Origin of the sequence: Mesorhizobium sp. M9A.F.Ca.ET.002.03.1.2, from assembly GCF_003952365.1 — a bacterium.
Taxonomy (GTDB): Bacteria; Pseudomonadota; Alphaproteobacteria; order Rhizobiales; family Rhizobiaceae; genus Mesorhizobium.
The window spans coordinates 3,186,867-3,199,963 of sequence record NZ_CP034443.1 but is presented as its reverse complement, the minus strand read 5'-3'; the positions used below and the strand labels follow the sequence as shown (position 1 = coordinate 3,199,963).

Annotated in this window: 11 protein-coding genes; 1 reads left to right on the top strand and 10 read right to left on the bottom strand. The window is 63.5% G+C overall.

Annotation, left to right across the window (positions count from 1 at the left end; all coding sequences use genetic code 11):
• Nucleotides 1-7: 7 nt before the first annotated feature.
• The 10 genes from EJ066_RS15415 to EJ066_RS15370 all read right to left on the bottom strand — a co-directional run bounded on the left by EJ066_RS15415 (nt 8) and on the right by EJ066_RS15370 (nt 11,828).
• Nucleotides 8-949, bottom strand: a complete 942-nt coding sequence (locus EJ066_RS15415; protein ID WP_126039187.1) for a TIM barrel protein — start codon at nt 947-949, stop codon at nt 8-10.
• Nucleotides 949-2,466 (bottom strand): glycerol-3-phosphate dehydrogenase, encoded by a 1,518-nt coding sequence (locus EJ066_RS15410; RefSeq protein ID WP_126039184.1) that lies wholly within the window; start codon nt 2,464-2,466, stop codon nt 949-951. Before EJ066_RS15410 ends, EJ066_RS15415 begins: the two co-directional genes overlap by 1 nt.
• 49 nt (nt 2,467-2,515) lie before the next feature.
• Nucleotides 2,516-3,556: a 2-hydroxyacid dehydrogenase gene (locus EJ066_RS15405; RefSeq protein WP_126039181.1), complete on the bottom strand. Its 1,041-nt coding sequence runs from the start codon at nt 3,554-3,556 to the stop codon at nt 2,516-2,518.
• Nucleotides 3,557-3,566: 10 nt separating this feature from the next.
• Complete coding sequence (locus EJ066_RS15400; protein WP_126039178.1) at nt 3,567-5,120, bottom strand: FGGY-family carbohydrate kinase; 1,554 nt, start codon at nt 5,118-5,120, stop codon at nt 3,567-3,569.
• Nucleotides 5,120-6,244, bottom strand: coding sequence for an ABC transporter ATP-binding protein (locus tag EJ066_RS15395; RefSeq protein WP_126039175.1), 1,125 nt, complete (start codon nt 6,242-6,244; stop codon nt 5,120-5,122). Before EJ066_RS15395 ends, EJ066_RS15400 begins: the two co-directional genes overlap by 1 nt.
• Nucleotides 6,241-7,359 (bottom strand): ABC transporter ATP-binding protein, encoded by a 1,119-nt coding sequence (locus tag EJ066_RS15390; RefSeq protein ID WP_126039172.1) that lies wholly within the window; start codon nt 7,357-7,359, stop codon nt 6,241-6,243. The genes EJ066_RS15395 and EJ066_RS15390 overlap by 4 nt, the downstream gene beginning before the upstream one ends.
• Before the next feature lie 5 nt (nt 7,360-7,364).
• Nucleotides 7,365-8,222 carry a carbohydrate ABC transporter permease gene (locus EJ066_RS15385; RefSeq protein WP_126039169.1) on the bottom strand — a complete coding sequence of 286 codons (858 nt, stop codon included), beginning with the start codon at nt 8,220-8,222 and terminating at the stop codon, nt 7,365-7,367.
• A gap of 9 nt (nt 8,223-8,231) precedes the next feature.
• Nucleotides 8,232-9,155, bottom strand: coding sequence for a sugar ABC transporter permease (locus EJ066_RS15380; RefSeq protein ID WP_126039165.1), 924 nt, complete (start codon nt 9,153-9,155; stop codon nt 8,232-8,234).
• A gap of 208 nt (nt 9,156-9,363) precedes the next feature.
• The gene (locus EJ066_RS15375; protein WP_126039161.1) at nt 9,364-10,809 is read right to left on the bottom strand and encodes an extracellular solute-binding protein; all 1,446 of its coding nucleotides are present in this window, start codon (nt 10,807-10,809) and stop codon (nt 9,364-9,366) included.
• 44 nt (nt 10,810-10,853) lie between these two features.
• Nucleotides 10,854-11,828: a sugar-binding transcriptional regulator gene (locus EJ066_RS15370; RefSeq protein ID WP_126039159.1), complete on the bottom strand. Its 975-nt coding sequence runs from the start codon at nt 11,826-11,828 to the stop codon at nt 10,854-10,856.
• Nucleotides 11,829-12,025: 197 nt separating this feature from the next.
• Between EJ066_RS15370 and EJ066_RS15365 the strand changes: the two genes are divergently transcribed.
• The gene (locus EJ066_RS15365; RefSeq protein ID WP_126039156.1) at nt 12,026-13,060 is read left to right on the top strand and encodes a substrate-binding domain-containing protein; all 1,035 of its coding nucleotides are present in this window, start codon (nt 12,026-12,028) and stop codon (nt 13,058-13,060) included.
• Nucleotides 13,061-13,097: the final 37 nt, after the last annotated feature.

Here is a 13,097-nt window from a genome sequence, read left to right as displayed (position 1 = left end):
CCGATCTCTATCCCGCTTTCGGCAGGAGAGCGGCTCTGCCGGTCTCGATGAACGGCGCCCAGTAGTCGACCGACTCGCGGATCATGGCGACGACCTGATGATCGACCGGCTCGCGTTCGCGAAACGACAGTTCGAGGCAGATCTCGTTGTCGACGCCGCCGCCGCGGCGAACCGTCTCCAGGAATTTCTCCGGCGTGATGCGGCCGTCCTTGTTGTAGACGGCAATGAATGGCCAATGGCCGCCCTTGTTCATCGACGATTGCTTGATGTGGATGATCGGCGACAGCTTGGGAAAGGTTTCGGCCCAGGCATAGGGATCGATATCGGCCGGATTGCTCGAGGTCACGTCGCCATGATCGATGTCGACCATCATCTTCATCGGGATGGCCATGCCGGCCGCGTCGATCCCGTTCTGCAGGGCCTGGCAACTCTCGATCGTGTGGCCGAATTCGCGTCCGACCGACATCGGCTCCCAGAACAGGTAGGTCAAACCGGCGGCTTTGGCGTGCTCGGCGACGTCGCGCCAGCATTCCAGCGCGATGTCGAAAAGCCGCGCGCGACGTTCCGGATCGTCAAAATCCCTGTGGGTGAAGATCGCGAACTGGGTGCCCATGCCGCTGGCGCCGAGTTCGGCCGAAATGTCGGCAAAAGTTTTGAACCAGTCGACATAGTAGCGACGCACGTCGGCGTCCGGATGGCCAAAATGGTTGAGCCGGCCGTAGGGGCCGGTCATCCCGGATGTCACGCGCACGCCGGTGCGGTCGAGCGCGGTGCGGAACAGTCGAATGAATTTCGAGATCGTCGCCGCCGGCCAGCCGGGATTGACGAATTCATGCGTGAGCTGCACGTCCCTGATGCCGATGTCGTAGGCGATCGCGTCGATCAGATCGTCCGGTTCGGCGAAACGGTTGACCAGCGGATTGGTGTTGAGGGAAAGCGTAAAAGTCATCAACCTGCCTTTGCCAGTCGGCCCGAGCACCAGTCCTCGAAAGTGGCTCTTTCCGCGGCGGACAGATGCAAACCATGCTTGGTGCGCCGTTCGAGGATATCGGCTGATGTCAGCGCCCATTCGTGCTCGAACAGGTAATTGGCCTCGCGTTCAAAAAAATCCTTGCCGAAGCATCGCCCCAGATCGGCGAGCGACCTGGCCGCACCGACCAGAACGCGCGTCCTTGTGCCGTAGAGACGCCCATAGTGCTTGAGCAGAGGCGCCGGCATCCAGGGATATTCGTGGCCGAGGTCGCCAAGAAACTGTTCGAAGTCGGCGTTGGCGATATCGCCACCCGGCAGATGCCCTTTCGATGTCCATGGCTTGCCCATTTTCGGAAAGAAAGGGGCGATCTGGTCGAGCGCGTGCTCGGCGAGCTTACGAAAGGTGGTGATCTTGCCGCCGAAGACGGAGAGCAGCGGCGCCTGCCCGGCCGATGCGTCGAGTTCGAAAATGTAGTCGCGGGTCACCGCGCTCGGATTGTCGGCGTTGTCGTCATAGAGCGGCCTGACGCCGGAAAACGAGTAGACGACATCGCTGCGGGCCAGTTCGCGCTTGAAGTAGCGGTTGACCACCTTGATCAAATAGTCGATCTCGCTGATATCGGCCGTCACGTCTTCGGGCCGCCCGTCATAGGGAATGTCGGTGGTGCCGATCAGGGCCAGATCGTTCTGGTAAGGGTTGATGAAGATCACGCGCTTGTCGCTGTTCTGGATGAGATAGGCCTGCCGCCCTTCCCAGAATTTCGGCACGACGATGTGGCTGCCCTTGACCAGGCGGACGTTCCGCTTGGAATTCTGGCCCGCCACGCGGTTGATGATGTCGTTGACCCAGGGACCGCCGGCGTTGATCAGGGCGCGAGCCCGAACCGTGGTTCTAATGCCGGTTCGGCCGTCGCGCATCTCGACCGACCACAGGTCGCCTTCGCGGCGGGCGGCAGCGCAGGCGGTCCGGGTGAAGACCACGGCTCCCCGTTCCACGGCATCGAGCGCATTGAGGATGACGAGACGGGCGTCGTCGACCCAGCAGTCGGAATATTCGAAACCGCGCTTGAAGGTGTCCTTGATCGGCGCGCCTTCGGGCGCGGTGCTCAGGTTGAGCGTGCGGGTGGCCGGCAGCCGCTTGCGGCCGCCGAGATGATCGTAGAGGAACAGGCCGAGCCGGACCAGCCAGGCCGGCCGGTCTTCCGGGCTATGCGGCAGCACGAAGCGCATCGGCCAGATGATGTGCGGCGCCGATTCGAGCAGCACTTCGCGCTCGATCAGCGCCTCGCGCACCAGCCGGAACTCGTAATATTCGAGATAGCGCAGGCCGCCATGGACGAGCTTTCCCGATCGCGAGCTGGTGCCTTCGGCCAGATCGTCTTTTTCGCACAGAATGACGGAAAGGCCGCGGCCGGCTGCGTCGCGCGCGATGCCGGCGCCGTTGACGCCACCGCCGATGACGAAGAGATCGACGATTTCGGTGGCGCCACTCATCTCGCCGGGTCCTCAGCGCCTGGATTGTATTTCATGGCTGCCGCGACCTTCAGCATGGGTTGACCGGCGGGAGCCCGGCTATGAAGCGGCGCACCTCATCGGCCGCCTGCTCGGCCGCATAGGTCACCGTGCGCACCGACGCGCCGGCGATATGGGGCGTCAGCGTGACATTCGGAAGCTGCAGCAGCGGCCAATCGGCAGGCACCGGCTCGACCGCGAACGTCTCCAGCATCGCGCTGCCGATATGGCCAGAGACGAGCGCATCGTAAAGCGCGTCGTAGTCGACCAGCGGCCCGCGCGCGGTGTTGACGAGGGTCACTCCCGGCTTCATCCGCGCGATGGTGTCCTTGCCGATCATGCCCCGGGTTTCCTCGGTCACCCGGGGATGCAGCGTGATCACGTCGGAGCGGGACAGAAGCTCGTCCAGCGCGACCAGTTCGACGCCGCCATTGCGATCGTCGGCGCTCAGTTGCACGTAGGGATCGGTGACCAGGATGCGGCACCCGAAGGCGCGCAACAGGCGGACAACCTTGGTGCCGATGTTGCCATAGCCGATGACGCCTACGGTCATTTCATTGAGCTCGCGGCCGGTGCGGTCGGCCCGGTAGAGATCGCCGCGCCATTCCCCCTTGCGCAGGGCTTCGTGCCCGACCCGGATCAGCCGCGTCTCGGCAAGGATGGCGCCGATGGCGAACTCGGCCACGGCGCTCGCATTGCGGCCAGGCACGTTGACCACAGTGATGCCTTGGGTTCTGGCGGCGGCCATGTCGATGTTGATCGGGCCGCCGCGCGACACCGCAACCAGCTTGAGCGCTGGCAGGCGCTGCATCATGGTCTTTGAGAGCGGCGCAAGCTGGGTGACGAAGATCTCGGCGTCGCCGATGAAATCGACGACCTCCTCCGGATCGCCAAAATACTCCTTGACCTTGTCGAGGCCAAGCGCCGCATTGCCGAATTCCATCGGCTCATCGGGCCATGAGGTCTCAAGTGTGCGGATGTCGAGATCGTCGCCGCAGGCCATCTCGATTTTCTCGCGAAACACCTCGGGAAGCATGAAGCGGTCGCCAATGATTGCAATCTTCTTACGCATGCTCGACTTCTCAGTTTGCCTTGGATGCGGCCATCGAACGCCAGACGGGCCGTAGCGCCTCATGCGCCAATGTGTATGACGGAACCATCCGCTCATAGATCGCGGCAAGTTTTCGGTCGCTCGGCTCCGCCGCGCCAAGCAGCGGCGTGACCCATTCGCCGACGCACTCGTCCATCGACTTGTATTGGCCGACGCAGACCGCAGCGATCATGGCGGCACCCGCAGCACCAGCCTCCTCGCGTTCGCTGGTGCGAATGTCTGCACCAACGACAGCACCCAGGATCTTGCGCAGAGCCGGGCTTCTGGCCGCACCGCCGGTCAGGCGGATTTCCCGGGGCAGCGGACCCATCGCCGCGTAACAGTCACGCGCGGCGAAGGCCAGCCCCTCGAAAACGGCGCGGACCATATCGGCATAGCCGTGCCGCGACGAAATGCCAACGAAACCTGCCCTGGCATTGGCATCGACGAATGGGCCCCGCTCGCCGGCCTCCGATACATAGGGCTGATAGAGCAGCGAGGCCGGCTTGGATGATGATATCCACTGATCGACCAGCGCGATCATCTCGCCATTGGTCCGCGTAATGCCTTGCGAGGCGAGAATGCCGGAAGCCAGGCTAAGGACCCAGTCGATGTTGAGCGTCGCCGCCATGTTCGACTGCATCTGAGCAAAGACACCGGGCGCCGGCATCGTCATCGTGTAGCCGGTCGCGGCGTCATTGAGCAGCACCTCGTCCGGCGTCTGCGCGAGCCGCATATGCATGCCGGTGGACCCGATGATGGAGCAGCCGGACTTGCGCTCGCGATCGAGCAGGCCGGCGCCGAGCGCGGTGCAGGCCACGTCGACATAGGCCAGCACCACCGGCGTGCCGGAAAGCAGCCCAGTCGCTTCGGCAGCCGCTGACGACAGGCCGACGCTATGCCTGGTACCGTCGACGATCGGCGGCAGCAGATGCCTGAGATCGGCAACGCCGAGCACCTCAAGCACATCGTCGCAATAGCCACGCGTGCGGAAATCGCCGAAGGTGAAGGTGCCCTCGGACGGGTCGGTGGCGCGTTCGCCGGTCAGCCTGAAGTAGAGCCAGTCCTTGCAGTGGAATGCTGTCGCGGCGCCGGCAAGCATGTCAGGCGCGTAGCGTTTCATGAAGGCAAGCTGCGAGCCCTGCTGGCAGGCGGCCAACCCACTGCCGGTCTTTTCGAAGCGGAGCCGGTCATCGGGCCGCGCGCGGATCTCTTCGACGATCGCGGCAGCGCGCGCGTCGAGCCACAGCCAGCCTTTGGCGACCGGCTCGCCCTCCTTGTCGATCAGCCAGGTCCCGTCCCCCTGCCCGGTCACGGCGATCGCAATGGTCCGGCTGGCGAGGTCCGGCACCTTGTCGGCAAGTTGGCGCAGGGTGGTCGCGGTATCGGCCCAGGTGCGCGCCAGATCCTGCTCGGCGCCGCCGACCGGCAAGGTCTCATACTGGTTCGGCAACGCCGTGGCCGCGATCTGCCGGCCCGCCGTGTCGAAGGCGACGGACTTGATGACAGACGTGCCGGCGTCGATGCCGATCAGCACATCTCGCATCAGGCAAGCTCCATGCCGTGAGAAATGGCCATGCCGCTCGCCTGGTCGAAGACGTGCAGGTTCCGGGGATCAATGCTGATATTGATCGGCGCGCCAAGTTCCAGGCGGGTCCGGTCATGTTCGACCAGGACCAGCGAGCCGCCGGCGAAATCCGCGGCGATATGCGTCTGGTCGCCGAGCCACTGGTTGGCCGAAACCGTGGCCGGCACGCCATCCTTCGAGCGGCGAACCGCATAGGGCCTGATGCCGATGACGACCCGCTCCCGGTTGAGCAATTCGTCGCGAACCGGGCCGCTGAACGCATCCTTGTCGTAGTCGAGCGAAAGCCCGTCGGGCAGTCGCAGATTGACTTTGTCGGCAGCCGTGCCGACATAGGCCTCGAAAACATTCATCGGCGGCTCGCCGACGAAGGTGCCGGTGAACAAGTTGGCCGGCCGCTGCTTGATCATGTCTGATGTATCGAACTGCTGCAGCACGCCGCCTTCCATGACCGCGATCCGGTCGGCGAGCGCGTTGGCCTCGGTCTGGTCGTGGGTGACGAGGATCGCGGTCAGGCCTTGCTCCTTTATGAAGTGCTTGATGCGGCCGCGCAGCACCGCGCGAAGCTGCGGTTCGAGCTGGCCCATCGGTTCGTCCAGCAGATGCAGATCGGCTTTGCGGATCAGCGCACGGCCGAGGCTGGCGCGCTGCTGCTGGCCACCGGAGATAGAGCTCGGATAGCGCTCCAGTATGTCCTCGATCTCGAGCAGCTTGGCGATGCTGGCCACCTTCGCGTCGACCTCGCTCCTCGGGAGCCTGGCCGCCTTGAGGGCGAACGCCATGTTCTCGCGCACGGTCAGCGGCGGATAGAGCGAATAGCCCTCGAACGCCATCGCCACATTGCGCTTGACCGGCGGCAGCGTGTGCACCTTGCGGCCGGCAACCGAGATGGTGCCGCGCGAGACCTCTTCGAAGCCGGCGATCATGCGCAATGTCGAGGTCTTGCCGCAGCCGGAAGACCCAAGAAGGGCGACGATCTCACCCTTGCCGATTTCAATCGTCAGATTCTGGACAGCGTGCACGCCCCGGTCGATCGGGCCGTAGAACTTGTCGACGCCGGAAATGGTGAGTGCGCTCGGGCTCATGCCGCTTCTCCACTGCGCAAATTGACGACGTTCCTGGCGCCTATTCGGTCGCCGCTCGCATGATCGAACAAAAGGGCGCTTTTGCCGTCGACGGCGATGTAGGCCCTGCCCTCGGTTTGACCCGGTGTCCCGGCCGGCCGGGAGACCAGGATTTCGCGGCCGCGCACGGTGCGCACCAGCGTGACGATCTTTTCATTGAGCGGCGTCTCGGCCTCGACGGTCACCGGAATGGCGGCCGGCGTGCCTTCGTCGACGAAGGCCAGCGCTTCGGGCCGCAGACCGATCACGCAGTCGCGGCCGACCGCTGTCTCGTAGCTGCCCGCCAGATGGACCTGGACGTTCGACAGGCCGATATAGATGCCCTTGGCGTCGCGCGACGGCTTGACGTCGAGCAGGTTGATTGTCGGGTCGCCGAACAGGCGAGCGATCTCAATGTTTGCCGGCTCACGATAGATCTGTTCGGGCGTGCCGAGCTGCTTGATGACGCCTTGCGACATCACCGCGATGCGATCGCCAAGCGCCATTGCCTCCTTGTAGTCCTGGGTGACGTAGACGACGGTCGCGCCGCGGTCGGCCAGAAGCCTCGGCAATTCGAGCCGCATCTCGAAGCGCAGTTTGGCATCGACGTTGCGCAGCGGATCGTCGAGCAGCAGCACCGGCGGCGAGCCGACCAGCGCGCGGGCGAGCGCGGTGCGCTGTTTCTGGCCATTGGACAGCGCCCGCGGCTTATGGCTGAGCACATGGCCGATCTTGAGCAGCTTGGCGACGCTCTCGACGCCGGTCTTGATCGCACTTTGCGACGAGCGGCTGGCTTCCAGCGGCGTCGCAATGTTGTCGAAGGCGGTCATATGCGGAAACAGCGCGAAATTCTGGAACGCCATGCCGACGCCGCGGAACTCGGCGTCGAGGTCGGTCATGTCCTCGCCGCCGATGAGGATATTTCCCTCATCGGGGTCGATGACGCCGGCGACGAGACGCAGCAGCACCGTCTTGCCGGCGCCGGACGGTCCGAACAGGACCAGGGTTTCGCCATCGGCGACGGTCAGCGACAGATTGTCGAGGACAGTCTGGCTCTTGTAGCGCTTGACGACATTCTTGAGTTCGAGGCTGGCCATGAGAACTATCCCTTTACCGCGCCGAGCGACAGGCCTTCGACGAGATAGCGCTGCGCATAGAGGGCGAGCGCCAGCGTCGGTGTGATCGAGAGCACGATCGCCGCCGAGATCTGGCCGTACTGGATGCCGGAGGAGGTGATGAAGGCCAGCGCGCCGACCGTCACCGGCTGTTTGTCGGCTGAGGCCAGCACGAGGGCGAAGACGAAATTGTTCCAGGCGAAGATGAAGGCGAGCAGGCCGGCGGCCGCAATGCCCGGGCCGGCAAGCGGCAGCGCGATCTTGCGGAAGGTGGCGAACCAGGAATGGCCGGCGATGCGATAGGCGTATTCGATGTCGGCCGGGATGTCCTCGAAATAGCCGCGCACGATCCACAGGATCAGCGGCAGACAGATAAGCTGATAGACCCAGATCAGCCCGATATAGGTGTTGGCCAATCCAAGCTTCTGGAAATAGAGGGTGAGCGGCAAGAGCACCAGCAGCGCCGGCGCGAACCTGAACGACAAGAGCGTGAAGGCGATGTCCTCCGAGCCGCGGAACTTGTGCCGTGCAAAAGCGTAAGCCGCCGGGACGCCGAGCAGCAGCGCGACGGCGACCGAGGTCACGGACAGAAAGACCGAGTTCCACAGGTTGCGCATGAAGGCGATGTCGAGCGTGCCGGCTGCCGTGGTCAGCTTTCCGGTGATGAGCGCGGTGTAGTTGGCCAGCGTCGGCTTGAAGACAAGCTGCGGCGGAATCCGCAGGATGGTCTCGTTGGTCTGGAACGACATCATGAGGATCCAGACGATCGGGAACATGAAGAAGATCACGACCAGCGTCAGTGCAGCGCCGCGCAGGGTGCGTTCGAGAAGCGAGGTGTGTTCCATCCCGGCCTCCTATGCCAGGCCGCGGGCGCGTTCGCGCAGGCGCAGCCAGTTCTTGATGAAAATGTTGGAGAGGAAATAGGTGATCGCCCACAGGATGATCATCAGCGCCGCCGAGCGGCCGACATTGGTCGACTGGAAGAAGTTGAGGTAGGCCTCGACCTGGAAGACGGTCAGCGTATCGCCCGGACCGCCCTGGGTCATGGCATAGATGATGTCGAACTGCTGGATGGAATCGAGCAGGCGGAACAATGTCGCGGTCAGGATGTAGGGCGTCAGCATCGGTAAGGTGATGCGGAAGAACACGAAGCTCCTCGGCACGCCGTCAAGCGCTGCCGCCTCGAAAGGCTGCGTCGGCAGGCTGCGCAGGCCGGCAAGCAGCAGGATCATGATGAAGGGCGTGTAGACCCAGATGTCGACAAGGACCACGGTGAAAAGTGCGGTCGACGGAGACGAGGCCCAGCGGAAATCCTGCAGCCCGATCAGGCTGGCGAGATAGCTCAGCACGCCGAAGCCGGGATTGGTCATCAGCTTCCACATCAGCGCGGCCAGCGCCGGCGCTGTCATCAGCGGCATCAACAGCATGATCGAGATGAAGTTGTTCAGCGTCGAGCGCTTCTGCAGCAGCAGGGCGATGCCGAGGCCGAGAAGCAGTTCGAGCAGGACGGTGATGCCCGCATAGAGCAGCGATATCTCGAGCGTGTTCCAGAACCTCGTGTCGGTGAAAAAGGAGATGTAGTTGTCGCCCCAGTTGAACTGCCGCGCCCAGGGCTGACTCAGCCGGTAGCGCTGGAACGAATAGACGACCGATGTGAAGAACGGGATCAGGATGCCTATGCAGACGAGCAGGGCCGGCAGGCTGAGCACGTAAGGCAGCACTTTCTTGCTGATCCTGAAGCCGGAAGGCCTGTTTTTTTGCATTGTCGCCGCAGTCATCGCGCTGCTCCGTCATCTCTGTTGCTTCGCCCTGCCGGCCGCCCAGGGAGCAAGGCGGCCGGTCGGGCGAGTGGCGGCACCCGCCAGTGTTTGAGCATCGGATTTTCCCAAAACCGGTTCCCACTTTTGGGTCCGATGCTTCAGGCGCCGCTTCGCACACGTTGAAGGTCTGGCTGGCCGGCAAAGGCGGCCAGCCAGACCTTAGGGCTTAGCCGAGACCGGCTTCCTTGAGCTGCCCGTCTATGCTCGCGGCGAGCTTGTCGAGGCCTTCATCGACCGGCACCTCCTTGGCCACCATCTTCTGCAGCGTCGCCGCCCATTCGGTGGTGAGATCGAAGAACAGCGGCTGCGGGGTGAACTTGATGCTGGCGCCCGGCGCCGAGACGTCGAACATCTCGACATAACCCGGATAGCTCTTGTTGAGCTTCTCGCGGAACATCTCGTCCTTCCAGACCGACTGGCGGACCGGATTGACGAAGTCCATCTTGGTCGCGCCGAACAGCGCATGCTCAGGCCCGGATGCCCACTGCATGAAGTACCAGGTGGCGTCCTTGTCCTTCGAGAAGTTGGACATCGACAGCGACCAGATCCAGATGTTGGGTGTCGGCGCCTTGGCCGCCGGATTGGCCTTGAAGGCGGAAAAGGCGAGCTTGCCGGCCATCTTGTTGTCGCCGCCATTCATGAAGTAACCGAGGATGTCGGCGTCGAATATCATCGCCGAGGCGCCCGCGCCGAGATCGGTGCCGACCTGATACCAGGTGTAGGTCGACCAGTCCTTGGGGCCGCTCTCCTGGATCATCTGCACCCACTGCTTGTGGAAGGCCTTGGACTCGGCGGTGTTCATCGCGGCCGACAATTTGCCGTCGGCCGAGACGTTGAGGTCCTTCTGGTCAAAGTTGGCGTAAGCCGACAGGAAGCCGGGATGGATCGTCGCCCAGGAGCGAGAGCCGCGCACGCCGATGCCGTAGACCCCGCCACCGACATCCTTGGTGAGCTTGGCCGCCGCCGCAACCATCTCGTCCATATTGCCGGGAACGGTGACACCGGCCGTGTCGAACATGCCCTTGTTGTAGGTGATGTTGTTCTGTTCGAAACCCCACGGAATGCACCACTGCTTGGCGTCGTCGGAGCCAAGCACTCCGCCAGGCTGGCCGTTCCAGGCGCAGGACTTCCTGACACCGGGCAGGAAGTCGTCCCAGGCATAGTTCGGGTTGGTCTTGGCCGGATCCTGGATCCACTCGTTGAGGTCGGTGATCCAGCCGGCCGGGCCGTATGTCCAGGTCATGTAGGCGCCGGTCATGAAGGCATCATATTCGGGCGAGCTGGCCGACAGCGCAGCGGTGACCTTGTCGAAATAGACGTCTTCCGGAAACACGTCATAGACGACTTCCATACCCGTCAACTTCTTGAAGTTCTCGAGGTTGGCGATCATCGCATCCGCATAAGGGTGCTTGTTGAGCAGGAGCTTGATGGTCTTGCCCTTGTGCGCCTGCCAGTCGAAATCCGCCGCCAGCGCACGGGTCTGCCCCAGATTGAGCAGCGTGCCGGCCGTGCCGGCGGCCAGGCCCATCGCGCCAAGGCCCTTGATCAGCCCACGACGATCGACTTGTCCGCGCAGGAACGCATCGATCAGGTCTTTTTCTTTCTCATGCATTTGTCTTCTCCTCCACAGGGTAGTTTCAATCGAATGGTTGCCGGCTACCCGACCGGCGTCTGCTCCACGAGTGATCGCGCCGTCCGCTCGTCGGTGACCAAGCCCTTGAGATAGCGGCCCTCCAACACCGATTTGATGGCACGAACTTTCACCTTGCCGCCGGCAACGGCGACAATCCTGCGATTGCTGATGTCTTCGCGCGCCAGCGCGAGCGCCCGGTTGGAAAGGGTCGTCTCGACCGCCTTTCCAGCATTGTCGAAGAAATGGCCGAGCAGTTCGCCGACACCCCCCTTGCGGCGGATTTCCTCCATCTCGCCCTTCTCAATCATACCGGTCGCGACCAGCGACGCCTCGCGCTCGGCGGTGCCGATACCGGCAATGAGCAGGTCGGCGGCCTTGCCGAGATCGAAGACCTCGCTGATGCCCTTCTGCCCGAGCAGCACGGTTCGATCCTCGACCGTGTTGGCGAACATCGGCACTGGCATCACATAGGCTTCCGCGCCGGTCCGTTCGGCCAGGCGGTGAATGACGTCGTGCGGATTGGCCGAGAACTTGCGCGTCAGGCCGCCGAGCAGCGAAACGAAGCGGGTCTTCCCGGCCGATATGCGCGGCAGATATTCCACGCAGGCGGCCAGCGTGCGGCCATGACCGACGCCGATCAGCGTGTCCTCGCCGCGTTCGATCTCACGCTTGAGAAATTGCGCGCCGGCGATGCCGAGCGCCTTTAGCGGCAGGTCTTCCCCGTCGAAGTCGGGAACGACCTCGCAGTAATCGAGGCCGTAGCGGCTAGACAACTCGTCTTCGAGCGCCACGCACTCCGACACTTCGCCATCGATATAGACTTTGACCAGCCCTTCCTGATTGGCCTTGGTGATGAGGCGATGCGCCTTGAGGCTGGTCAGCCCCAGCCGCTTGGCGACCTCCGACTGGGTAAGCCCGCCGGCATAGTGAAGCCAGGCGGCACGTGTCACCATACTGGTTTCATCGTCGCGCAGGAGGCCGTTTCCGAAGCCAACCATTTCCGCCCTTTGATATTTTTATCAGTTCTTGCAAAATTTTTCACAAGGCGCCGCCGGAGTCAAGCGCCGCGCAGTTCAAATCACGCCAGGAGGTCAGCCAAGAACCATCGTGCAGGTCGGTGAGCGCTGATTTAAAACGTTTGCATTTTATGATGAGGCCATTACAAACGTTTCAAACACTTTGTTCAGGAGGAACGGTGCCGGCCCGCGTCACCACGCTCAAGGAACTTGCAGCGCAGCTCGACCTGTCGATCACCACGGTGTCGCGGGCGCTTGCCGGCCATGAACAGATCGCCTTGAAGACGCGCGAACGCGTCGCGCAAGCCGCGCGCCAGGCCGGCTACGTGCCCAACAGGGCGGCCCGCACGTTGGTCTCCGGCCGCAGCGGCTTTGTCGGCATGGTGCTGCCGATCCGCGGCCCCAATCTGGTCGATTCCTTCCTCGGCGAATTCGTCACCGGGCTTGGCGAAGGGCTGGTGTCGCATGGCACCGACCTGATCCTCGCCGCCGTGGCGCAAGGCCAGTCGGAACTTTCCGTGCTTCGCCATGTCGTCGAATCCGGACGCGCCGATGGCGTCGTCGTCACCCGCATCGCCGAGGTCGACGAACGGCTCGCCTATCTGCGCTTACGCAATTTCCCGTTCGTCGCCCATGGCCGGCTGCTCGACACCGACTTTGCCTACAGCTGGCTCGACACCGATGGCGCGCACGCCTTCGGCGAAGCCTTCGACATGCTCTACGATCTCGGGCACCGCCATTTCGGCCTGGTGACGATCGCCGAGCCGATGACGTTTCGGCATCTGCGGCAAGACGGGCTCGCCGCAGCGATCGCCCGCCGAGGTGACCCTTCGGTGCGGCTCGATGTGGCGACAGCGCCACGCTTCGATCGCGGCGCCCGCATCCAGGCCATCAACCGGCTGCTGCATGCTGCCGAGAGGCCGACGGCCATAGTCGCGCTGTTCGACGAGCTGGCACTCAGCGTCATGGAAGAGGCCGCCCGCGCCGGCCTGACCATCCCGCGCGACCTTTCTGTCATCGGCTTCGACAACATCGCCGCCTCGGCCTATGCGCCGCCGGGCCTCACCACATTCGATGCCTCGATCCGCCAGTGCGCGCGCGAGATCGGCGAGATGCTGTTGACCGTCATCGGCGACAGGCCCGCCGCGCCGCTGACGCGGCTGATCCGGCCGACATTGGTTTCGCGGGCAAGCCATGGCCCGGCGCCCGCATGACCGGCACCCACAGGAAAAACTGACGCCGGGGGTGGGG

What these genes read in the sequence shown, in the direction of transcription:
- EJ066_RS15415 (WP_126039187.1), bottom strand. Translation starts at nt 949, where the DNA reads ATGACTTTTACGCTTTCCCTCAACACCAATCCGCTGGTCAACCGTTTC.
- EJ066_RS15410 (WP_126039184.1), bottom strand. Translation starts at nt 2,466, where the DNA reads ATGAGTGGCGCCACCGAAATCGTCGATCTCTTCGTCATCGGCGGTGGC.
- EJ066_RS15405 (WP_126039181.1), bottom strand. Translation starts at nt 3,556, where the DNA reads ATGCGTAAGAAGATTGCAATCATTGGCGACCGCTTCATGCTTCCCGAG.
- EJ066_RS15400 (WP_126039178.1), bottom strand. Translation starts at nt 5,120, where the DNA reads ATGCGAGATGTGCTGATCGGCATCGACGCCGGCACGTCTGTCATCAAG.
- EJ066_RS15395 (WP_126039175.1), bottom strand. Translation starts at nt 6,244, where the DNA reads ATGAGCCCGAGCGCACTCACCATTTCCGGCGTCGACAAGTTCTACGGC.
- EJ066_RS15390 (WP_126039172.1), bottom strand. Translation starts at nt 7,359, where the DNA reads ATGGCCAGCCTCGAACTCAAGAATGTCGTCAAGCGCTACAAGAGCCAG.
- EJ066_RS15385 (WP_126039169.1), bottom strand. Translation starts at nt 8,222, where the DNA reads ATGGAACACACCTCGCTTCTCGAACGCACCCTGCGCGGCGCTGCACTG.
- EJ066_RS15380 (WP_126039165.1), bottom strand. Translation starts at nt 9,155, where the DNA reads ATGACTGCGGCGACAATGCAAAAAAACAGGCCTTCCGGCTTCAGGATC.
- EJ066_RS15375 (WP_126039161.1), bottom strand. Translation starts at nt 10,809, where the DNA reads ATGCATGAGAAAGAAAAAGACCTGATCGATGCGTTCCTGCGCGGACAA.
- EJ066_RS15370 (WP_126039159.1), bottom strand. Translation starts at nt 11,828, where the DNA reads ATGGTTGGCTTCGGAAACGGCCTCCTGCGCGACGATGAAACCAGTATG.